Origin of the sequence: Jiella flava (genome assembly GCF_017349315.1) — a bacterium.
Taxonomy (GTDB): Bacteria; Pseudomonadota; Alphaproteobacteria; order Rhizobiales; family Rhizobiaceae; genus Jiella; species Jiella flava.
In genome coordinates this window covers 1-22,176 of record NZ_JAFMPP010000015.1, presented here as the reverse complement: position 1 = coordinate 22,176, position 22,176 = coordinate 1, and the positions used below count along the sequence as shown (strand labels likewise).

General features: G+C 65.4%; 19 protein-coding genes, 1 tRNA gene and 1 pseudogene. 17 read left to right on the top strand and 4 right to left on the bottom strand.

Features of this window, described 5'->3' with window-relative positions:
• Nucleotides 1-102: 102 nt before the first annotated feature.
• Nucleotides 103-1,926 (top strand): ABC-F family ATP-binding cassette domain-containing protein, encoded by a 1,824-nt coding sequence (locus J1C48_RS15530; protein ID WP_207258913.1) that lies wholly within the window; start codon nt 103-105, stop codon nt 1,924-1,926.
• 70 nt (nt 1,927-1,996) lie between these two features.
• Here J1C48_RS15530 and J1C48_RS15525 read toward each other — a convergent pair whose 3' ends face one another.
• Complete coding sequence (locus J1C48_RS15525; RefSeq protein WP_207258912.1) at nt 1,997-2,473, bottom strand: Lrp/AsnC family transcriptional regulator; 477 nt, start codon at nt 2,471-2,473, stop codon at nt 1,997-1,999.
• A 152-nt stretch (nt 2,474-2,625) separates the two neighbouring features.
• Between J1C48_RS15525 and ald the strand changes: the two genes are divergently transcribed.
• Nucleotides 2,626-3,741: an alanine dehydrogenase gene (gene ald, locus J1C48_RS15520; protein WP_207258911.1), complete on the top strand. Its 1,116-nt coding sequence runs from the start codon at nt 2,626-2,628 to the stop codon at nt 3,739-3,741.
• A 113-nt stretch (nt 3,742-3,854) separates the two neighbouring features.
• Here ald and trhO read toward each other — a convergent pair whose 3' ends face one another.
• Nucleotides 3,855-4,781: an oxygen-dependent tRNA uridine(34) hydroxylase TrhO gene (trhO, locus tag J1C48_RS15515; protein ID WP_231081830.1), complete on the bottom strand. Its 927-nt coding sequence runs from the start codon at nt 4,779-4,781 to the stop codon at nt 3,855-3,857.
• A gap of 118 nt (nt 4,782-4,899) precedes the next feature.
• Here trhO and J1C48_RS15510 point away from each other — a divergent pair, with 118 nt between their 5' ends.
• Nucleotides 4,900-6,273, top strand: coding sequence for a hypothetical protein (locus J1C48_RS15510; protein WP_231081829.1), 1,374 nt, complete (start codon nt 4,900-4,902; stop codon nt 6,271-6,273).
• Between the two features lie 168 nt (nt 6,274-6,441).
• Nucleotides 6,442-6,900, top strand: coding sequence for a 50S ribosomal protein L19 (gene rplS / locus J1C48_RS15505; RefSeq protein WP_207258910.1), 459 nt, complete (start codon nt 6,442-6,444; stop codon nt 6,898-6,900).
• A 113-nt stretch (nt 6,901-7,013) separates the two neighbouring features.
• Here the strand turns inward: rplS and J1C48_RS15500 are convergent, their stop codons facing one another.
• On the bottom strand, nt 7,014-8,345 hold the full coding sequence (locus tag J1C48_RS15500) for an NAD(P)/FAD-dependent oxidoreductase (RefSeq protein ID WP_207258909.1): 1,332 nt from the start codon (nt 8,343-8,345) through the stop codon (nt 7,014-7,016).
• 198 nt (nt 8,346-8,543) lie between these two features.
• Between J1C48_RS15500 and J1C48_RS15495 the strand changes: the two genes are divergently transcribed.
• From J1C48_RS15495 to J1C48_RS15440, 12 genes are all read left to right on the top strand, one after another.
• On the top strand, nt 8,544-9,530 hold the full coding sequence (locus tag J1C48_RS15495; protein ID WP_425523513.1) for a GlxA family transcriptional regulator: 987 nt from the start codon (nt 8,544-8,546) through the stop codon (nt 9,528-9,530).
• Nucleotides 9,531-9,592: 62 nt separating this feature from the next.
• Entirely contained in the window at nt 9,593-10,267 is a 675-nt protein-coding gene (locus tag J1C48_RS15490; RefSeq protein ID WP_207258907.1) for a helix-turn-helix domain-containing protein, read from the top strand.
• 115 nt (nt 10,268-10,382) lie between these two features.
• The gene (locus J1C48_RS15485; RefSeq protein ID WP_207258906.1) at nt 10,383-11,312 is read left to right on the top strand and encodes a class II glutamine amidotransferase; all 930 of its coding nucleotides are present in this window, start codon (nt 10,383-10,385) and stop codon (nt 11,310-11,312) included.
• A gap of 23 nt (nt 11,313-11,335) precedes the next feature.
• On the top strand, nt 11,336-12,022 hold the full coding sequence (locus J1C48_RS15480) for a GltB/FmdC/FwdC-like GXGXG domain-containing protein (protein WP_207258905.1): 687 nt from the start codon (nt 11,336-11,338) through the stop codon (nt 12,020-12,022).
• An 18-nt stretch (nt 12,023-12,040) separates the two neighbouring features.
• The gene (locus J1C48_RS15475; protein ID WP_207258904.1) at nt 12,041-13,369 is read left to right on the top strand and encodes an FMN-binding glutamate synthase family protein; all 1,329 of its coding nucleotides are present in this window, start codon (nt 12,041-12,043) and stop codon (nt 13,367-13,369) included.
• Between the two features lie 71 nt (nt 13,370-13,440).
• On the top strand, nt 13,441-14,748 hold the full coding sequence (glnT, locus tag J1C48_RS15470) for a type III glutamate--ammonia ligase (RefSeq protein ID WP_207258903.1): 1,308 nt from the start codon (nt 13,441-13,443) through the stop codon (nt 14,746-14,748).
• Nucleotides 14,749-15,200: 452 nt separating this feature from the next.
• On the top strand, nt 15,201-15,773 hold the full coding sequence (locus J1C48_RS15465) for a dimethylamine monooxygenase subunit DmmA family protein (RefSeq protein WP_207258902.1): 573 nt from the start codon (nt 15,201-15,203) through the stop codon (nt 15,771-15,773).
• 5 nt (nt 15,774-15,778) lie between these two features.
• Nucleotides 15,779-16,738, top strand: a complete 960-nt coding sequence (locus J1C48_RS15460; RefSeq protein WP_207258901.1) for a PDR/VanB family oxidoreductase — start codon at nt 15,779-15,781, stop codon at nt 16,736-16,738.
• A gap of 16 nt (nt 16,739-16,754) precedes the next feature.
• Nucleotides 16,755-17,819 carry a heme-dependent oxidative N-demethylase family protein gene (locus J1C48_RS15455; RefSeq protein ID WP_207258900.1) on the top strand — a complete coding sequence of 355 codons (1,065 nt, stop codon included), beginning with the start codon at nt 16,755-16,757 and terminating at the stop codon, nt 17,817-17,819.
• Between the two features lie 152 nt (nt 17,820-17,971).
• Nucleotides 17,972-19,102 (top strand): aminomethyl transferase family protein, encoded by a 1,131-nt coding sequence (locus J1C48_RS15450; RefSeq protein ID WP_207258899.1) that lies wholly within the window; start codon nt 17,972-17,974, stop codon nt 19,100-19,102.
• A gap of 224 nt (nt 19,103-19,326) precedes the next feature.
• Entirely contained in the window at nt 19,327-20,700 is a 1,374-nt protein-coding gene (locus tag J1C48_RS15445; RefSeq protein WP_207258898.1) for an ammonium transporter, read from the top strand.
• A 138-nt stretch (nt 20,701-20,838) separates the two neighbouring features.
• Nucleotides 20,839-21,015: a hypothetical protein gene (locus J1C48_RS15440; protein ID WP_207258897.1), complete on the top strand. Its 177-nt coding sequence runs from the start codon at nt 20,839-20,841 to the stop codon at nt 21,013-21,015.
• 473 nt (nt 21,016-21,488) lie between these two features.
• On the opposite strand, the gene J1C48_RS15435 is transcribed toward J1C48_RS15440, so the two are convergent.
• A tRNA-Lys gene (locus J1C48_RS15435) sits at nt 21,489-21,564 on the bottom strand.
• 395 nt (nt 21,565-21,959) lie between these two features.
• On the opposite strand from J1C48_RS15435, the pseudogene J1C48_RS15430 reads away from it, so the two are divergent.
• A pseudogene (locus J1C48_RS15430) lies at nt 21,960-22,176 on the top strand (IS630 family transposase); the annotation flags it as partial.

Below are 22,176 nucleotides of genomic sequence, written 5' to 3'. Positions count from 1 at the left end.
TTTGCCCCTGGCCGGCCGCACGAGCATCGCACGGACGGACAATTTCGCCGCAAATCGCGCTTGCCGCTTTTCCCGCAGCGCTTGCCCGCGTAGAAGCGCGCCATGGCTCCTCCTCCGCTCCTGCGCCTTGACGGCGTCGCGCTCACCTTCGGCGGCACCCCGCTTCTGTCGGGTGTCGAACTCAACGTCCTGCCCGGCGATCGCATCGCGCTGGTCGGGCGCAACGGCTCCGGCAAATCGACGCTGTTGAAGATCGCCGCCGGCCAGGTCGAGGCCGATCGCGGCGAGGTCTTCCTGAAACCCGGCACCACTCTTCGCTATCTCGCCCAGGAGCCGGATTTCGGCGATTTCGCCACCGTCGGCGACTATGTTTCTGCCGGCCTCGGCCCGGCCGACGATCCTTATCGCGTCACCTTCCTGATCGATTCCCTCGGGCTGTCGGAGGCCATGTCGCCGGCCAACCTTTCCGGCGGCGAAGCCCGACGCGCGGCGCTGGCCAAGGCGCTCGCCCCGGAGCCCGACATCCTGCTTCTCGACGAGCCGACCAACCATCTCGACCTGCCGACCATCGAATGGCTGGAAGACGAAATCCGCCAGATGAAGAGCGCGCTGGTCGTCATCAGCCACGATCGGCGCTTTCTGCAGACCGTCACCCGTTCGACGGTCTGGCTCGATCGCGGCGGCGTCAAGCGGCTCGACGAGGGCTTTGCCGCTTTCGAGGGCTGGCGCGACAAGGTGCTCGAAGACGAAGAGCGCGACCTGCAGAAACTCGATCGCAAGATCGTGCGCGAGGAGCATTGGCTGCGCTACGGCGTCAGCGCCCGCCGCACCCGCAACCAGCGCCGCCTCGGCGAACTCCATGCCCTGCGCCAGGAGCGCCGCGACGCGCGCCGAGCCGTCGGCCAGGTCACCATGCAGGCCGGCGAGACCCGCGAAAGCGGCAAGCTGGTGATCGAGGCGAAGAATATCGCCAAGGCCTATGACGGCCGCGTGCTGGTCGAAAATTTTTCCACCCGCATCGCCCGCGGCGACCGGGTCGGGCTCGTCGGCCCGAACGGCGCCGGCAAGACGACTCTCCTGAAGATGCTGATCGGCGAGCTTGCCCCCGATCGCGGCACGGTGCGCCTCGGCACCAATCTCGACCGCGCCTTTCTCGACCAGAAGCGCGCCGCGCTGAAGGACGATGTCGGTGTCGCCGAGGCGCTGACCGACGGGCGCGGCGATCAGGTGATGGTCAATGGCGAGCCGCGCCACGTGGTCGGCTATCTGAAGGACTTTTTGTTCTCGCCCGAACAAGTTCGCACCCCGGTCGGCCAGCTCTCCGGCGGCGAGCGGGCGCGGCTGCTGCTGGCCAAGACCCTGGCAACGCCCGCCAATCTCCTCGTCCTCGACGAGCCGACCAACGATCTCGACATGGAGACGCTGGATCTTCTGGAGGAACTCGTCGCCGGCTATCCCGGGACCGTCCTCCTCGTCTCCCACGATCGCGACTTCCTCGACCGCACGGTGACGAGCGTCATCTCGCCGGCCGAGAACGGCGTCTGGCTCGAATATGCCGGCGGCTACAGCGACATGCTCGCCCAAAAGCGCGATCAGGCAGCCGCCGCCAAAACGCCGAAGAAGGCGGCGCCAAGCGGCGCCAGCGGCAAGCCGGCCGAGGCTGCGGCGCCCGCCAAGGCGGCCGGGTCGGCCAAACTCTCTTACAAGCAGAAATTCGCCCTCGAAACCCTGCCGAAAACCATCGCCGAGCTGGAAGCGGCGATCGCCAAGGCCGAAAGCGAAATGGCCGATCCGGCGCTGTTTTCGAAGAACCCCGACCGCTTCAACACGCTGGCCCGGCTGATCGACGACAAGCGTGCCGCCCTCGCTCAGGCCGAGGACGAATGGCTCGACCTCGCAATGCTCAAGGCCGAGATCGAAGGCTAAGCTCTCGATCCAGCCTCGCAGCATCGGCGCGAAAATCGGAGTCGATTTTCGGGCCGAACGATGTGTCGGATCAATAAGACAGCGCGTCGATCAGCACGCTGTCGCGGTCGAGCACCTCGCGCAGCGCGAAGGACGAATTGATCCGCGCCACATGCGGAAAGGCTGAAAGATAGCGACGGTGGATGCGCTCGTAGTCCTCCAGATCCCGCGCCGCGATGCGCAGGATGTAGTCGGCCTCGCCGGACATCAGAAAGCAGGCCAGCACGTTCGGGCACTGGCGTACCGCCGCCTCGAATTCGGCGAGTTGCCGCTCGCTCTGGCCGGCGAGCGTGATCGCCACCATCACCGTCACCGCATGGCCGAGTGCCTGGTTCGACAGCCGGGCGCGATAGCCCTTGATCGCCCCCGTCGCCTCCAGCCGCTCCAGCCGGCGCGAACAGGCCGAGGCCGATAGGCCGACCTTGTCGCCGAGAGCGGCGACGGTCAGACGCCCTTCGCGCCCCAAGGCGCGCATGATGGCAAGGTCGAAGCGATCGAGAGCGGACATGCGCCGATTCTTTGCACAAATAGACCATTATACGCAAGATAATTGCATTTCTGCCGATCGCCACACGGAGAATTGCGCGGACGTTGCCGGCGTTCCGACGTTCTCTTTTGAGCGTCAAACAACTCCCATGGCTATCTGGGAAGGAGCTCGTCATGCGCGTCGGATGCCCAAAGGAAATCAAGAACCACGAGTATCGCGTCGGCCTCACGCCGGCCTCGGCGCGCGAATATGTCGCCCACGGCCACGAGGTGCTGATCGAAACCGCCGCGGGTGCCGGTATCGGCGCGGCCGACAGCGACTACGAGGCCGCTGGCGCGAGGATCGTTGCCGACGCGGCGGAAATTTTCGCCACGGCCGACATGGTGGTGAAGGTGAAGGAACCGCAGCCCGGCGAATGGGCGCAGCTGCGCGAGGGCCAACTGCTCTACACCTATCTGCATCTCGCCCCCGATCCGAAGCAGACCGAGGGCCTTTTGAACTCCGGCGTCACCGCTATTGCCTATGAAACGGTGACCGATGCCCATGGCGGCCTGCCGCTGCTGGCACCGATGTCCGAGGTCGCCGGCCGGCTGTCGATCCAGGCCGCGGCGCATGCACTGGAAAAGGCCAAGGGCGGCCGCGGCGTGCTGCTCGGCGGCGTGCCGGGCGTTGCACCGGGCAAGGTGGTCATCATCGGCGGCGGCGTGGTCGGCAAGGAAGCCGCGAAGATGGCCGTCGGCCTGGGTGCCGATGTCACCATTCTCGACCGCTCGCTGCCACGCATGCGCGAGCTGAACGATCTCTTCGCCGGCCGCGTCCACACCCGCTTCTCGACGCCGACGGCGGTGGAAGAGGAGGTGTTCGCCGCCGACGCGGTGATCGGCGCGGTGCTGATCCCCGGCGCCGCGGCGCCGAAGCTCGTCACCAAAGCGATGCTGTCGGGCATGCAGAAGGGCGCGGTCCTGGTCGACGTCGCGATCGACCAAGGCGGCTGCTTCGAAACCTCGCATGCCACCACCCATGCCGAGCCGACCTTTGAGGTGGACGGCATCGTCCATTACTGCGTCGCCAATATGCCGGGCGCGGTCCCGGTGACATCGGCGATGGCGCTGAACAATGCGACCTTGCCCTTCGGTCTGGCGCTCGCCGATCACGGCCTCGCGGCGCTCAACGCCGATCCGCATCTGATGGCCGGCCTCAACGTCCATCGCGGCAAAGTCACCAACCGCGCCGTCGCCGACGCCCTCGGCTACGACCTCGCCGACCCGAAAAGCGCCATCGGCGGCTGAGATGCCCGGCGTTCGAAGGGCTGCGCCCTGAATGCGCCAATGGGTTGCCGCTCAAGCCAGCGGCGGGCGGGATCGCACGATCCGCGTCCGCCGTTGGTCCTTTGCCGTCCGAGTCAGGCAATGTCGGTAATGCGGCGATGGCGCTCGCGCAGCGCGGCGGTTTCCTCGCCGCTCTTGGTGCCGGCGCAATGGAGACAGGCAACGCCTGCCTCAAAGCTTGGCGCGGCGCGATCCTCGGCCGACAGCGGCGCGCCGCAGGCAAAGCAGGCGGTCCATAAGGTCTCGGCCAGGCCGTGGCCGAGCGCCACCCGGCCGTCGAAGACGTAGCAGTCGCCCCGCCAGCGGCTCTCTTCGGCCGGCACCTCTTGCAGATAGCTTAAAATGCCGCCCTTCAGCTGATAGACCTCGGCAAAGCCCTTCTCGAGCATAAAGGCAGAGGCTTTCTCGCAGCGAATACCGCCGGTGCAGAACATCGCGATCTTCGGCGTTGCGGCCGGGTCGAGCTGGTCTTCGACGAAGCGCTTGAAATCGGTGAACTGCTCGATCTGCGGATCGACCGCGCCCTCGAAGATGCCGACCTTGGTCTCGTAAGTGTTGCGGGTGTCGAGCAGCAGCACGTCCGGATCGGCGATCAGCGCGTTCCAATCCTTCGGCGCGACAGGGATGCCGGTCTTGGCCAAGGGGTCGCCGCTCGCATCGCGCAGGGTGATGATCTCCGGGCGAATGCGTACCTTCATCCGCGCGAACGGCCAATCCTCGGCGCTCGACAGGCGCAGTTCGTCACGGCTGATGCCGAAGCGGGCCGACAGTCCGCCGAGCAGCGCGTCCATCCCCGCCTCCGGCCCCGCTACAGTGCCGTTGACGCCCTCCGGCGCGATCAGAATGGTCCCACGCAGCCCGAGATCGCGGCACAGAACGCGGAGGTCCTCCCGCAGGACGCCGAGATCATCCAGCGGCAAAAAACGATAAAAGGCGGCGACGGTCAGCGACATGGCCGGGTGATAGCCCCGGCGAGGCGCGATCGCAATCCGCAGACGCATCGTCAGGCGGATCGTCGCTCTGCTTGCGCAAGCCAGCGAGGGCATTATCTACACCACCCCCGCCTCATGCCCTTTGGGCAACCGGCACCGTCCATCTCTTCCCCGACTGGGTCAGCCCGTGCTCGATAAGCTTCTCGGTGTCATTCTCCTCGTCATCGGGGCGGCCACGGTCTGCCGCGAATGGTTTCAGCTCGGCATCGCCGGCTGGATTGCGGCGGCGGGGCTGCTGACCTTCCTGGCGATTGCCACCCCCGTCGCGCACTGGTCGCGGCAGGTCTTCGTCGGCATCGGCCTGATCCTTGTGGCCCTTGCCGTCGTCTTTCTCGACGACTGGCCGGCGGTGATCGCCAAGGCTCTCGAACAGGGCGCGTTCATCGCCACCTTCTTCATCGCACTGGCGAGCCTTCGAACACCCGCATCCGCCTCGCCCTCGATCGAGCGTTGCGGCCAGTTCCTGGCCAGCCAGCCGCCGGGTAAGCGTTACCTTGCGCTGACCATCGGCGGCCATCTCTTCGCGCTGATCCTCAATTACGGCGCGATCACCCTGCTCGGCGGCCTGACCGAGGCGATCGCCGGCCGGGAACAGAACGTGGAGATCCGCGAAATCCGCAACCGGCGCATGCTGCTCGCCGTCCAGCGTGGCTTCTGCGCCTCACTGTGCTGGTCGCCGCTGGCCTTTGCGACGGCGATCACCACCTCGATCATCGCCGACTCGAGCTGGAGTGGCACGGCGCCTTACGCCATCTTCTTTGCCGTCGTTTTCGTCGTGGTCGGCTGGGCGCTCGACACCATCTTCAAACCGAAGCTGTCCGGCCCGAGGCCTGCCCGGTCGAAGCCCGTCGGCAGCTATCGGGATCTCGCGCCGCTCCTCGGCCTGCTGCTGCTCTTGTTCGTCGGGGTCGGCACGCTGGAATGGCTGACGGGGCTGCGCATCATCGCCATCGTCATGCTGTTCGTGCCGCTGATCTCCGTCGCCTGGATCGCCTATGAGGCCGGCTATCCTTCGGAGACGCGGCGGCGGCTCGCACGGATGGCGCTGGTCGAGTTTCCGTCCTATCGCTCGGAAATCGTGCTGCTGGTCATGGCCGGCATCATCGGCACGCTCGGCGCCGCGCTGATCAAGCCGCTCGCCGCGGGCCATGTCCTCGATCTCAGCGTTGTCCCGGTCTGGCTCGTCGTGATCGCGCCGGTGTGGATCGTACCGCTGCTCGGTCAGCTTGGCATGAATCCGATTCTGTCGGTATCGATGGCGGCACCGCTGCTGCCCTCGGCGGCCAGTCTCGGCCTCTCCCCCAATCTGCTTGTCGCCGCGATCACCGCCGGTTGGGCGCTGGCCGGCGCGACCTCGCCCTTCACCGCGACAACGCTACTGATCGGCCGTCTCGGCCACACCACGGCGCTCCGGGTCGGCCTGGTCTGGAACGGCGCTTTCACCCTCGTTGTCGCAATCACCATCTCGGTGCTCTTGATGATCCTCGCACAATTGTCATGATTGGTGTCATGATCAGCCGCAATTGACGGCAAATCCACAGCATCGCCTAGTGACAAACGCGCCGAAGACGTATATGAGCGCACCCGATTTCCTCAGAATAACCTGACCGTCACGGCGGCCATGTCGGGTTGCAAGTCACTCCGGCATGAAACGAATTGAGGCTATGCCATGAACATCATTTCCGAACTGGAGGCCGCCGAGGCCGCCCGCATCGCAGCGATCCGCGAGGTTCCTGCCTTTTCCGCCGGTGATACCGTGCGCGTCAACGTCCGCGTGACGGAAGGCACCCGCACCCGCGTGCAGGCCTATGAGGGCGTTTGCATCGCACGCTCGGGATCCGGCCTGCAGGAGAACTTCACGGTTCGTAAGATCTCCTATGGCGAGGGCGTCGAGCGCGTCTTCCCGGTCTATTCGCCGATGCTCGAATCGGTCGAGGTCGTGCGCCGCGGTAAGGTTCGCCGCGCCAAGCTCTATTACCTGCGCGATCGCCGCGGCAAGTCGGCCCGTATCGTCGAGGCCACCAATGCCCGCGCCCGCAAACTGAACGACGACGCCCGTCAGGTCGCCGCCGAGGCGCGCGACAAGGCCAAGGCCGAAAAGGAAGCCGCCAAGACCGCGGCCGAGTAAGCCGCGCGGCGACAGCGCCAGAACGCTGACCCCACCGATTTCGCCAAAAGGCGGCCCGCGACGGTCGCCTTTTTCGCGTTCATGGTCTTCGAAAGAAGCGGCGCCCCCCCGGCTCAAACGCCGGTGAGCGGGACGATCTTCGAGCCATCGGAAAAGCGCGAGAAGCGGAACGCCGCCGGGTCGACGATCGGCGTCGAGCCGGTGACGAGATCGGCGGTCAGCCGCCCGGCGCCCGGCCCGAGGCCGAAGCCGTGGCCGGAAAAGCCCGTGGCAATCGTCAGCCCGGGCACGCTGTCGACCGTCGAGATCACCGGCACGGCGTCCGGCGTCACGTCGATCAGACCGGCCCAACGCTGGGCGACCTTGACGTTCTGGAACGCCTCGAAGGCCAGGGCCAGGCAGGCGATCGCCCGGTCGGTCATCACCACGCTCGGCTCGGGATCGAGAATGCGGGTCTTCTCATAGGCCGAGATCTGATCGTCGCCGCGCCGGCGCGCGTCGAGCCATTCCTGCACGAAGCGCTTGCCGATCCGCGGCCGCAGCGCCGACCATTCCATCTTCATCGCCGGCACGAAGGCCTTGAAGAAGCGAAAACTGTCCGGCGTCAAATCGTAGATGTTCGAGGCCAGCGTCGAAACGGTGTAGCCGCCATCGGCACGCTTGCGCACCGAAAAGTCCGGGCCGCGCACGGTGATCTCCGGACCGTCTGGCACCGGTTCGGTCCGGCAGACCGAGTTCAAGATCTTCAGCTGCGGCAGCGTCAGGCCGACGTCGCGCAGGAGGAGCCGCGACCAGGCCCCGCCCGCCACCACGACCCGTTCGGCGGCGATCCGGCCCTTTTCGGTAATCACCCCGGCGGTCCGTCCACCGGCGACATCAATCCGCCGGACCGCGCAATTCGTCAGGATCGCCGCGCCCTTGGCTTGTGCCGCCCGGGCGATCGCCGGAGCCGCGCGCTGCGGCTCGGCCCGCCCGTCATTCGGGGCATAAAGGCCGCCGTCATAGTCGAGGCGCATGTCCGGCAACATCTCCGCGATCGTGTCCGAATCGATCGCATCGACGCGGATCTGAGTGCCGTCGAGATACGGCAGCCAATCGAGATTTGCAGCGCGGAAGGCCTTGGAGTGGAATGGCACGACGATGCCGCATTGGCGGTAGCCGAGATCGGCACCGACCCGCTCGCCCAAGGTTTCCCAGATGCGGATCGAGGCCGCCATCAGCGGAATCTCGCGCGGATCGCGCCGCGACATGCGCACCCAGCCCCAGTTGCGGCTGGATTGTTCGCCGGCGACCACGCCTTTCTCGCAAAGGACCACCTTCAGCCCACGCTCGGCCAGTTCCAGCGCCGTCGCGGCTCCGACGATGCCGCCGCCGATGACGACGACATCGGTCTCGCTCGGCTGACTTGGCGAGGATTGGACCGGTTCCACCTGAGGTCCGGGCATGGCGCATCTCCGCATTGAAGTCGACGAGGATGACCGTTCAGGCCCCGTGAGCGCGAACGATCACAATCTGCCGCCGTTAACGATTCAAATCCTGTTCGAAGAGCCGTACCATTGCCGATGAATGCCCGGCTTGATTGTCCTTCAAAGACGGTTTCTTATCCAATGAGGACAAAAGTTATGGCTTTATTAGGATCGGTCGTGTCGCGCCTTCCAGACAGCGTCATTAAGGATATCGGATTCGTCCTGTTGCCGGGATTTGCGCTGATGTCCTTTGCCGCGGCGAGCGAGCCTTTCCGCGCCGCCAACGTCATCGCCGGCCAGCCGCTTTACCGGCTGCGTTGCTTTGGCGAGAGCGCGCGGACCGTGGCCGCCTCGCAAGGTGCGTCGATCGCCGTCGAGCCGCTATCGGCAACGCTCGAGGGACCGCTCGACGCCGTTCTCGTCTGCGCCGGCGGCTATCCCGCCACCTGGCACCGGCCGGCGATCCACGCCATGCTGCGCCGGCTCGCCCGCAAGGGCGTGCGGCTCGGCGGCATTTCCGGCGGCGCCTATCTGCTGGCGGCCGCCGGCCTCTTGCAGAACCGCGCTTTCACCGTCCATTGGGAGCACGCCTCGGCGCTGAGCGAGGCGTTTCCGGAGTTGCGCCCCCGCCAGGCGCGCTTCGTCATCGATCGCGATCGCATCACCTGCGGCGGCGGCATCGCCCCACTGGACATGGCCCATGCCCTGATTCGCGAGCGGATGGGCGCGACCTTCGCCCGCCAAGTCTCAGACTGGCTTTTGCACACCGAAATCGGCACACCTGCGGCGGCCCAGCGCGGCTGCCTCGCCGAGCGCTATCAGGTGCATCACCCCATTCTTTTATCGGTGCTTGAAACCATGGAGGCGACGGTCGAGGCCCCGCTCAGCCGCCAGGCGATGGCGCGAGACGTCGGGCTATCGATGCGCCAGCTCGACCGCCTGTTCGCCGCCCATCGCCACACCACATTCGCGAAGGACTATCTGCGCATCCGCCTCGAGCGCGCCCATCTCTTCCTGCGCCAGAGCGCCTTACCAATCGCCGAGATCGCCTTTGCCACCGGCTTTGCCAACCAGGCGCATTTCGCCCGCCGCTTCCGCGCCCATTTCGGCATGCCACCGTCCCAGGTGCGCCGCGTTGATCTATCCTTAGGTGAATTTTCCTGAAGGTTGAATCTCGTTCACTCAGAAGATAGCGTGCCGGCCGACGAAAAAGCGGCGATGGTACCATGACGACAGTAGAGACGGACACAAAGTCCGGTTCTTCGAAGGCTCCGGTTTTCAATCAGGATCCGCATGCGGTTCGCGAACCGAAGGTCAACAATCTGGAAGTGGCGATCGGCCATGAGGTTCGTGCCTTTCGCAAGAAGCTCGGCATCACCGTCAGCGATCTCGCCTCGGCGACCGGCATCTCGCTCGGCATGTTGTCGAAGATCGAAAACGGCAACATCTCACCGTCGCTGACCACGCTTCAGGCGTTGTCGCGCGCCCTAGGCGTGCCGCTGACCGCCTTTTTCCGCCGCTTCGAGGAAACCCGCAACGCGGTCTTCGTCAAGGCCGGCGAAGGGGTCGAGTTGGAACGCCGAGGCACCCGGGCGGGCCACCAATACAATCTCCTCGGTCATATCGGCAACAACACCAGCGGCGTCACGGTCGAACCCTATCTGATCACCCTGACCACCGACTCCGACGTTTTCCCGACCTTCCAGCACGACGGCATGGAGTTTCTCTACATGCTGGACGGCGAGGTGGTCTATCGCCATGCCGACAGCCGCTATCACATGCGCCCGGGCGACAGCTTCTTTTTCGACGCCGACGCGCCGCATGGGCCGGAAGAGCTGGTCAGCCTGCCCGCCCGCTATCTGTCGATCATCTGCTACCCGCAGCGCGGCACCATCGAATGATGTCCAGCTTGCTGGCATCAAAATCTCTAGAAGAAAAAATCTTTCTTCAGAGTTGATTGTAGCGCTGCGCTCTGCCATAGTCAGCCCATCGTAACGAATGGGGGAGCGCGGACTCATGTGCGGGATCGTCGGCCTGTTTCTGAAGGACCGCAAGCTCGAGGGCGAGCTCGGCGCGCTGACCGCGGAAATGCTCGTCACCATGACCGATCGCGGCCCCGATTCAGCTGGCATCGCGGTCTATGGCGCGGCGATCCCGGGCTTCGTCAAAGTCACCGTCCAATCGGATATGCCGGCGCGCGCCTTTGCCGCTCTCGACGCTCTGGCGCGGACGGCCGCCGGCGACGCCGCGACGGTGACGATCAAGGACAGCCACGCGGTCATTACGATCGCCGCCGATCGGATCGAGCCGCTGCGCGTCGCCCTCACCGGCGCGCCCGAACCGCTGCGGATCATGAGCGTCGGCGAGACCATGGAAATCTACAAGGAGACCGGCTTGCCGAAGGACGTCGTCTCCCGCTTCGGGATCGGCACCATGGCCGGCACCCACGCCATCGGCCATACCCGGATGGCGACGGAATCGGCGGTCACGACGCTCGGCGCCCACCCCTTTTCCACCGGGGCCGACCAATGTCTCGTCCATAACGGCTCCCTGTCCAACCACAACAATCTGCGCCGCGAGCTGCGGCGGCTCGGCATCGCTTTCGAAACCGAAAACGACTCCGAGGTCGCGGCCGCCCATCTGACGGCACGGATGCGAGACGGCCGCAATCTCGGCGAGGCGCTCACCGACGCGCTCGGCAATCTCGACGGCTTCTTCACCTTCGTCGTCGGCACGCGGACCGGCTTCGGCGTCCTGCGCGATCCGATCGCCTGCAAGCCGGCGGTGATGGCCGAAACCAGCCGCTACGTCGCCTTCGGCTCGGAATATCGCGCCCTCTCCGGCCTACCCGGTATCGAGACCGCCCGGATCTGGGAGCCCGAACCGGCCGCCGTCTATTTCTGGGACCGCGACGGCAGCACTGGCGACAAGATGCTCGCCGCCTGATTGCTTTGTGCAGGATTCAGCCGATGCCCGCCTTCGACCTTTCGACAACCTCGATCCGCGCGCTCAATGAAGCACTCCACGGGACCGGCGAGCCTCTCAAAGATCGCCGTTTCGAGGTGCGCAACCCGCGCGGCAGCCATGCCGTCGCCGTCGGCTGCAGGGACCAGATCACCGTCGCCGTGCATGGCCCGGTCGGCTATTACTGCGGCGGCATGAACGCTGCCGCGACGATCACCGTCCACGGCTCGGCGGGCCCCGGTGTCGGCGAGAACATGATGTCCGGCAGCATCGTCGTCGAAGGCGACGCCTCACAATATGCCGGCGCCACCGGCCGCGGCGGCCTGTTGGTGATCAAGGGCAACGCCGCCTCGCGCTGCGGAATCTCGATGAAGGGCATCGACATCGTCGTCGGCGGCAGTGTCGGCCATATGTCCGCCTTCATGGGCCAGTCCGGCCATCTCGTGGTGCTGGGCGATGCCGGCGACGCGCTCGGCGACTCGCTCTATGAGGCCCAGCTTTTCGTGCGCGGCAAGGTGAAGAGCCTCGGCGCCGACTGTATCGAGAAGGAGATGCGCGGCAAGCATCACGCGACACTGGAGCAGCTGCTGTCCAAGGCCGGCATGCGCGGCGCCGACCCTTCGCAGTTCCGACGCTACGGCTCGGCCCGCAAGCTCTACACCTTCAACATCGACAATGCCGACGCCTACTGAAGCGGGATTTCGCAGCACATGACCTATCACAACCCGCCGACACCGCCGCGCAAATCCGCGACCTTCGACGACGCCGCGCTCGCCGAAATCCGCCGAGCGGCGGCCACCGGCATCTACGACATCCGCGGCGGCGGCACCAAGCGCAAGGTGCCGCATTTCGACGACCTGTTGTTCCTCGGCGCCTCGATGTCGCGCTACCCGCTGGAGGGGTATCGCGAGCGCTGCGACACCGCCGTTACCCTCGGCACCCGCTTTGCCAAGAAGCCGATCGAGTTGAAGATCCCGGTGACCATCGCCGGTATGAGCTTCGGCGCGCTTTCCGGCCCGGCAAAAGAAGCGCTCGGGCGTGGCGCAACCCTCGCCGGCACCTCGACGACCACCGGCGACGGCGGCATGACAAACGAGGAGCGTGGCCATTCCGAGCTCTTGGTCTATCAATATCTTCCGTCGCGCTACGGCATGAATCCGACCGATCTGCGCCGCGCCGACGCCATCGAGGTGGTGGTCGGCCAGGGGGCCAAGCCCGGCGGCGGCGGCATGCTGCTCGGCCAGAAGATTTCCGACCGGGTGGCTGAGATGCGCACCCTGCCGAAAGGCATCGATCAGCGTTCAGCCTGCCGCCATCCGGACTGGACCGGCCCGGACGATCTGGAAATCAAGATCCTGGAACTGCGCGAAATCACCGATTGGGAAAAGCCGATCTACATCAAGGTCGGCGGCGCCCGGCCCTATTATGACACGGCCTTGGCGGTGAAGGCCGGCGCCGACGTCGTCGTTCTCGACGGCATGCAGGGCGGCACCGCAGCGAGCCAGGACGTCTTCATCGAACATGTCGGCCAGCCGACGCTTGCCTGCATCCGCCCGGCGGTCCAGGCGCTGCAGGATCTTGGTATGCATCGCAAGGTGCAGCTCGTCGTCTCGGGCGGCATCCGCTCGGGCGCCGACGTCGCCAAGGCGCTGGCGCTCGGGGCCGACGCGGTCTCGGTCGGCACCGCGGCGCTGGTCGCCATCGGCGACAACGATCCGCGCTGGGAGAGCGAGTACAACGCCCTCGGCACCACCGCCGGCGCCTATGACGACTGGCACGAGGGCAAGGACCCGGCCGGCATCACCACCCAGGATCCCGCGCTCGCCGCCCGCCTCGACCCGATCGCCGCCAGTCGTCGGCTGGCCAATTATCTGAAGGTGATCACCCTGGAGGCGCAGACCATCGCGCGCGCCTGCGGGCACAACCACCTGCACAATCTCGAACCCGAAGACCTCGTCGCACTGACGATCGAGGCGGCGGCGATGGCCCGTGTGCCGCTCGCCGGAACGGACTGGATCCCCGGCCACAAGGGGCTGTGAAGGCCTGAACGCCGGATATTTCGCCACAGGGAGGCGCGTCCATTGACCCATTGGAGGAGCGCAAGGGGAAAATGACCAGCGATCTGTCGGCCTTCGCCGCGAAAAACGGCGTCAAATATTTCATGATCGGCTTCACCGATCTTTTCGGCGGTCAACGCGCCAAGCTGGTGCCCGCCCAGGCCATCGGCCAGATGCAAGAGGAAGGCGCGGGCTTTGCCGGCTTTGCCACCTGGCTCGATCTGACACCGGCTCATCCGGATCTGTTCGCCATGCCCGATCCGGACGGCTTGGTGCAGCTGCCGTGGAAGCCCGAGGTCGCGTGGGTGCCTGCCGATTTGATGATGGAGGGCGCGGCGGTCGCGCAGGCGCCGCGCATCGTGCTCAAGCGGTTGGTGGTGAAAGCCGCCGAACAGGGCCTGCGGGTGAAAACCGGCGTCGAGGCCGAATTCTTCCTGCTCGACGCCGAGGGCGACGCGATCTCCGATCGTTTCGACACAGCCGACAAGCCCTGCTACGACCAGCAGGCGGTGATGCGCCGCTATGAGGTCGTCGCCGAGATCTGCGACCACATGCTGGCGCTCGGCTGGAAGCCCTATCAGAACGACCATGAGGATGCGAACGGCCAGTTCGAGATGAACTGGGAATTCGACGACGCGCTGAAGACCGCCGACAAGCATTCCTTCTTCAAGTTCATGGTCCGCTCGGTCGCCGAAAAGCACGGGCTGCGCGCCACCTTCATGCCGAAGCCGTTCAGCGGCCTGACCGGCAATGGCTGCCACTGCCACGTCTCGGTTTGGGATCGCGACGGAACGAACAACGCCTTTGCCGACGAAGCCCGCCCCTTCGGCCTGTCAGACCAAGGCACGGCCTTTCTCGGCGGCATCATGCACCATGGGCCGGCGCTTGCGGCGCTGACCAATCCAACGGTCAATTCCTACAAGCGGATCAACGCCCCGCGGACCCTGTCCGGGGCCACCTGGGCGCCAAACGCCATCACCTGGACCGGCAACAACCGCACCCATATGGTCCGCGTGCCGGGGCCGGGCCGGTTCGAATTGCGCCTGCCGGACGGTGCGGCCAACCCCTATCTCCTGCAGGCGGCGATCATCGCGGCCGGCCTCGACGGCCTCAGCACCCATGCCGACCCTGGCCCGCACAGCGACATCGACATGTATGTCGACGGCCACACCCTGAGCGACGCGCCGCGGCTGCCGCTGAACCTCCTCGACGCCTTGCGCGCCTTCGAGGCCGATGAAGGCCTCACCACCGCGCTCGGCAGCGAGTTCAGCGCCGCCTATTGCAAGCTGAAACACGACGAGTGGAACCGCTACTGCCAGCATTTCACCACGTGGGAACGTCAAAACGCGCTCGACGTGTGACCCGTCCCACGCGGCTAAGGCAGACCATCGACGCGCCGCGCCAGGATTGGATCCCGGCGTGGCCGCCCGCTTCGGCGAAGCTCAGCGCAGTCCTTGACAGGGCTCCCCGGCGGTCCGCGTTGGCGCGTTGGCGCAACGCCATCTGGTGGCGCAGAGCGTTGACCACCCCAGGCGACGTCTCCGCTCCCAGCAACCTGCCCGTATGCCGAAATCAGCGCGACGCCAGACCGTTTCAAGGCGATCTTGCCGCTCCCGCGGCGCACCGCCACGCGCGATCGGAGCGTTCCGGAAGCGGCAGCACTTTTGCGTAATGCGAGCCGCAAACCGGCGATCTGCACAAAACCTACCCAGTGGCGATAGCTGCATCTTTTCCAACAAATTTGCTTTGACAGGCAAACATTCTTTGGTACTCTTAAGAAACCAATATTCTCTTCGGTAAAAGGTTCGCGTGCATGTCAGAGGTCAAGAGCCGGCCGAAATGGGGCAGGCTAGCGGTCGTGCCAGAAGCGGCGGCCCATCTCGTCTGCGCCGAGGGCGTTGGGCTGGATGCGGTGGCCGAAGCCTTTGGCGATCACGACGCGGCACAGGCGGCGGCGACCGTCCTGCTCGCGGGGCCGACGACAGCCGCACAGGCCGGGCTGACAGGCACGCGCGTCCTGTCCCACCCCTCCCGCGCCACGGCTTTTACCGCCTTTCACGCCCATCTCGACCGAGCGAAGATGGGCACGGCGATCTATCTCGCCGGCAGCGAGAGTTTTCTCAACGCGGCCAGCGCCATCGCCGAGGCCCATGGCGTCGTCAGAGAGGCGCTGCAGGGCGAGCATCGCGGCGCCCGCACCCGGCGGGTACAATGCGTCCACTGCAAGGGGATCATGGAAGCGGTCGCCGTCAGCCCGATCGTCTGCAGCCATTGCGGCGTCCATCTGATGGTGCGCGATCATTATTCCCGGCGGCTCGGCGCCTTCATGGGCGTCGTCGTCGACGCCGAGGCCCCGGGCGTCCTGCCCCAGGCATTAAGATTGTAACGGCGATGCGGGCTCTGCAATACACCGTCCGGGTGAGCGAAGCCGAGGCCGTGACGCCCCGGGTCAGGCGCCTGCGGCTCGTGGCGGCCGACGGGACCGCGCTGCCGCCGGTCTCGGCCGGTGCCCATACGGTGGTGAGCATCGATACCGGCGAGCGCGTCATCCGCAACGCCTATTCGCTGACCGCGCCGAGCCTGTCCGGTGGCGCCTATGAGATCGCCGTGCTGCGCACCCCGGAGTCGCGCGGCGGCTCGGCCTTCATCCATGAGCGGCTGCGCGAGGGCGACAGCTTGACCCTTTCGGCGCCGGCGAACTTTTTTCCAGTCAATCGCCGCGCCCGCCACCATGTCCTCGTCGCCGGCGGCATCGGCATCACACCGATTGCCGCCATGGCCGAGGAGATCTTTCGGCTCGGCGCCTCCTTCGAACTGCATTACGCTGTGCGGAGCGCTCACGATGGCGCCTTTTGCCGCGAGCTGGCGGCCCGTTTCGGCGGCCGGCTGCATCTGTATTGTGGCGAGCGTCAGGAGCGTCTTCAGGTGCAGGCGGTTCTCCCCAATCAGCCGCTCGGCACGCATCTATACGTCTGCGGGCCAGAACGGATGATCGAGGCGGTCCTGGCCGATGCCCGGGCGGCCGGCTGGCCGAACGCCAATCTGCATGCCGAACGGTTTGTCGCGCCGGCCGGCGGCGAGCCCTTCTCACTGTTTCTGCGGCGCTCGCAGCGCTCGGTCACTGTCGGCGCCGACGAGAGCGTCCTTGAAGCGATCGAACGGATCGGCGTCGAGGCTCCGCATCTGTGTCGAGGCGGGGCCTGTGGCGAGTGCATCACGGCCGTCAGCCATGCCGACGGCACGCTCGACCACCGCGACCATTTTCTCTCCGCCGCCGAGCGCGATGCGGGCGAGCACGTCATGATCTGCGTCTCGCGGCTGAAGGGCCGCGAACTCGTTCTCGATCTTTAGGCGGGGAGCCGAAGCGATGTTTCTCGATCTCGAGCGGCCGACCGACGCCTTCTTCCGGACAGAAACCTTCCGGGACGACTACAGTTTCGCCAATTCCGAGGCAGCGATCCGGCGCTTCCCGTTCCCCTTCGACCGCGACGCCTACATGTACGCCGTCAATATCGAGCAGCACATGCCCGGGCCGGCGAAGTCGGCGACCGAATTTCCGATCGACATCGACGAGCATTACGTCGCCGAGATGATCGACCGCGAAAAGGTATTGGCGGAGGATCCGCTGCGCTGCCAGTCACTGCCGCATATGATCACCGCCGAATGGGATCTCCTGGAGCTGTTGATGACCGCGATGGCGCGGGATTATCCGGCCTGGTTCTCGCTGACCTGCGACGGCGACCGCTGGCACTGGATCAACCGTCCGCTCGGTCTCGACCAGCGTTTCACCTTCGGCGACACCGCCACCCTGCCCTTCGGTCCGATGGAATACATCACTCGGCAGTGCCAGGGCGATTTCTGCCTGCTCGACCAGCGCCAAGACAATCTCTGGATGGATGCCGGCCTGGTCACCACCCAGGCCGACTGGTCGCTGGATTTCGACCTCGGCATGAACTTCATCGAATGGCACGGGCCGGTCCCTCTCGCCCATGAGATGGGCGTTTTCGAGCGAGCGCTGAAATTCCTGCTCAATCTCCAACTCGGCCGGCCGATCCGCCGCCTGAATTGGACGATGACGGTCAATCCGCGGCTCGATACCAGCCCGGAAAACTATCACCGCTGGGGGATCGATCGCACCACCGTGACGCCGGAGAATGTCGGCGACAAGGTGCATCTGCGTGTCGAACTGCAGGCGCTCTGGCGGCTGCCCCGTTCCAATGCGATCGTGTTTTCGATCCGCTGCTACCTCATCAAGATGCGGGAAGTGGTCAGCGTGCCGAAATGGGCGCGCCGCCTCCACCGGGTTCTGCGCGATCTTCCCGAGGAACTCGCCGACTATAAGGGCCTGACCAACTACCGGGCGACGACCGTCGATTGGCTGTCGCGTCACGATGACGGCGCCCCGACTTCGCCGGGCTTCACTCCCGACTGACGACGAATCCGGCCGACGGCGAGCGCCGGCCGGATCCAAGTTCTGCCCCTTTGGCGACGACGCGGACGTTCCGCGGCGATCGGGGAAATCTTGCCCGCTCGCCGATGCCCTGAGCCGCACGCCGAAGCCTGCGATGAGAGGAGACAACCATCATGGCCGAGATCACCCGCCATTCCGCCCTTGAGGAACGCCATCGGGCGCTGGGATCGACGCTCGACGGCGAATGGAACGGCATGCCGCTTCCGCAAACCTATGCCACCGATCCGGACGACGAGGTTGTTGCGGTGCGCACCAAGGCCGGGTTGTTCGACGTCACGGCACTGCGCATGATCGACGTGCGCGGCTCCGACAGCGTCCGCGCCCTCAATCACATGCTGACCTCAAACGTCGCCAAGCTGAAACCCGGCCAATCGGCCATCTCCAACATCGTCGATGCGAACGGTTCGCTGATCGACGACGTGCTGGTCTATCGCGACGCGCCGGACATCTTCCGTCTCTCCCATGGCGGCGGTGACCTGGAAAACGTCATCGCCACCTTCTTCGACGGGCTCGACGCTTCCTGGGAGAAGAATGACGACGTCCATATCCTGTCGCTGCAGGGGCCGTCGTCGCTCGCCACCCTTAATCCGCATACGTCTTTCGACCTGTCGAGGCTGTCCTATTTCGAGCATGCCGAGACCTTGTTGTTCGACACTCCGGTCTCGATCGGCCGGGGCGGCTATTCGGCCGAACTCGGCTTTGAGGTGTTCTGCCGGCGCGCCGATGCGGTGGCGATGTGGGATGCGATCCTCGCCGCCGGCGCGCCGTTCGACGTCATCCCTGTGTCCTGGGCCTGTCTCGACATCGTCCGCGTCGAGGGCGCGCTGTTGTTCTTCCCCTTCGACATGCCGGAGGGCGACACCAGCCCGTTCGAGGTCGGCGCCGAATGGACCATCGATCTGGACAAGCCGGATTTTTACGGCAAGTCCGCTCTCTTGAAGCGCAAAGCCGAGATCCGCTGCGCTCAGGTCGGACTCGAGATCGACGCCACCATCGCGATCGAACCGGGCGCGAGACTGGTCAAGGATGGCGAGACCATCGGCACCGTCAACAGCACAACCTACAGCCGCTATCTGATGAAGTCGCTGGCGCTCGGCCATGTCGTGCCACAGGCTGCGGCGCCGGGCACGGCGATCCAGGTTGTCTCCGCGGCCGGGGAGTTCGCCGCCCACGTGGTGCGCACGCCGTTCTACGATCCGCTGCGCCTGCGCACCCATCCGCTGCACGAACGCCAGATGCCCTGACACCGGCGCAGTGCCGAATCCCGTGGCGAAATCCGCCACATCCGCAAACGCCTCTTTTGATCGTCTGAGGGCGAGGACGAACCGAAACGCAAGACGACATTCGCCCGCCGGGGCGGGCCTGCTCGGCCCGGCAGACTCTGCAACAGGACTCAAGTGTTTTTACCCGTGCCGACGGCACGCCGCGTCGTGTTCGCCGCTGCGGGATCCGGGCCAAGGAGGGCCAAATGCAACAGCAACTCGTCGAACTTGGACAAAAGGTGGCGGAGCTCCAAGCCGCCACCAAAATGTCCGATACGATCAATATGGAGATCTTCTACTGGTGGTGCACCGCCTTGATGATCACCATCCACGCGGGCTTCCTCGCCTATGAGATGGGCGCCTCGCGGGCCAAGAACGTTCTGGCTTCGGCGATCAAGAACCTGCTCGCCTTCGCCTTCGTCTGCCCGACCTTCTTCTTCTTCGGCTGGTGGATCTACAACGCCTTTCCCGGCGGCCTGACGATCGCCGATGGCGCCAGCGCCTCGTTGCCCTGGTCGCTGAACATGGGGCCGAACCTCTCCGACAATGCCACCGGCGTCTTTTGGGCGGCCTTCGCCCTGTTCGCGGCGACCACCGCCTCGATCCTGTCCGGCGCGGTGATCGAGCGAATCCGGCTCACAGCCTTCCTGGTACTGGCGATCGTCCTGGGCTCGGTGTTGTGGATTCTGGCGGCAGCCTGGGGCTGGAATCCGAGCGGTTGGCTGACGACCAAGTTCGGCTTCCACGATGCCGGTGCGGCTGGTTGCGTGCATCTGATCGCCGGCGCCTTCACTCTCGGCGTGCTGCTCAATCTCGGACCGCGCATCGGCAAATATAATGCCGACGGCTCGCCGAACGCTCTCAAGGCCCATTCGGTGCCGCTGCTCGTCGTCGGCCTGATGCTGATCATCGTCGGCTTCTTCGGCTTCCTTGGCGGCTGCATCATCTACAATCCGGGCGGCCAGTGGACCAACATCATGGGTCAGCCGGCAACGCTATCGTCCTTCGCCTTCAACACGCTGATGGGCTTTGCCGGCGGCATTATCGGCGGCTGGATCAAGACGCGTGATCCGTTCTGGATGATGTCCTGCGGCCTCGTCGGCATCATCTCGGTCGCCTCGGGTCTCGATCTCTGGTACCCGCCGCTGGCCTTCATGATCGCGACCGTCACCGGCATCGTCGTGCCTATGATCGCCACCTGGATCGAAAAGATCGGCATCGATGACGCGGTCGGCGCGGTCGCCGTGCATGGCTGCGGCGGCGCGATCGGCGTTCTCGTCGTCGGCGTCTTCGCCGCTGGTTATCCCAACGTCAATGGCGCCCCGCCGATCAACTTCTTCGGCCAGTTCCTCGGCTTCGCGGTGATGGGCCTGCTCGGCTTCGTGCCCGGCTACCTGATCTCCGCGGTGATGAAGTCGACCGGCTATCTGCGGGTGCCGCGGGAAGTCGAGATCATGGGCCTCGACCTCGTCGAGGTGCCGATCGAGGCCTATCCGGAAGGCATGGTGCGTCCGGCCGCCGAGACGGCCGAAGACAAGGGCCGCGACTTCGGCGGCGCCGCGCCGGTGCCGGCCGAGTAATCGACACGAACGCGCCGGGGGCCTCGCAGTCGCCCGGCGCGTCCACGATCAACCAACCCATCGCGCCCCTCGCCGCCACCTCCGTCTCCAGGACGGGCCGCGGCCGATGCCGACGCGACGATCACAGGAGCACGTTCCATGCACACCTCGCCGATCACCAAGTGGGATGGCGCAACCGCCTATTTCACCCTCGCCAACAACAACTTCGCCATCTGGCTCATGCTGCTTGCCAGCATCGCCTTCCTGATCGCGATCATCTGGTACGGGACCCATCACGAAACCGCCGATTTCGAGAAGATCAAGCGCCGGGGGTAGACAAGCGGGCTGCAATCCCTCCCGCCGTCACCCTCGTGGTGAGCCTGTCGAGCCACAAGGATGACCGCCGCCACGGTGTCAAGCCCGGCGGCGGATGCATTCTTTGACGGGCTCACCCTCGACAAGCTCTGGACGAGGGGTTGCGGTCTCCGCCATTGCCTGTGCGACCTTCACGAGCCCATACCCTCGTCCCTCACGGGCCATTATTCTCGAGTTCCGACCCTGGAGTGCCCTGCGTCCGATCGGACGCTGAAGGGGGGCACCCCCCCTGGGAATCGACGCATCGTGCTTTGCCTAAAATCGATTCCGATTTTCGGCAAAGCACGATGCTGGAGGATCCAGAGCGGCGGCAAAGGACAGCCGCGGCGATCGCCTTTGGGACCTGTCCTGCGTCCGTGCCTCGCCGGCAGCAGGCGAGCGATATGCCGATCAAACGGTCTGAATGAAGATTGGAACAGTCACGACACAATGTCTGGTGGGTGATGTAGGGTTCGAACCTACGACCCGCTGATTAAGAGTCAGCTGCTCTACCAACTGAGCTAATCACCCGCCACCGCGTTGCGCGGATGGCGGCTATATAAAGAGCGCTTTTTGCCCTGTCCACCCTCGTTTTCTCCTTTGTAAAGAAACCGTCGAAAAACATGGGACACGACGGGGAACGCTCCCCCATCGGCGCGAAAATCGGGATCGGCTTTCGCAAGCCCAACACCGTCGATTCCATGCGTGAGAGCGTCTTTGTCCGTCCTATCGGGACACACGGCGCTCTTGGAGCGGAATGCGATGAACCGGAACGCCATTCCACTCCAAGCCCTTGTTTTGCCGCATGCTGTGATCCGAAACGTCGTGTCGCTATCCGGCATCATGCTCTAGAGCGTCGGGCGGGAACGCTGAATCGAGATTCCGTTTTTTGCTGAAGTCTGATTCTGTGGTGCTGGAGGTGCGCCATGGGGAAAGCAGTTTCAGCAGATTTGCGGCTTCGGATCGTTCGGGGCATCGAGGCGGGCGGGTCGCGTCGGGCGATGGCGGCGCGGTTTGAAGTGGCGCCATCGACGGCGGTGCGGGTGCAGGCCCGCTATGCCGCAACGGGGTCGGTGGCACCGCTCAAGCAAGGCCGCCCGGCGGGATCGGGCAAGCTCGGCCCCTATCAAGACGCCATCATCG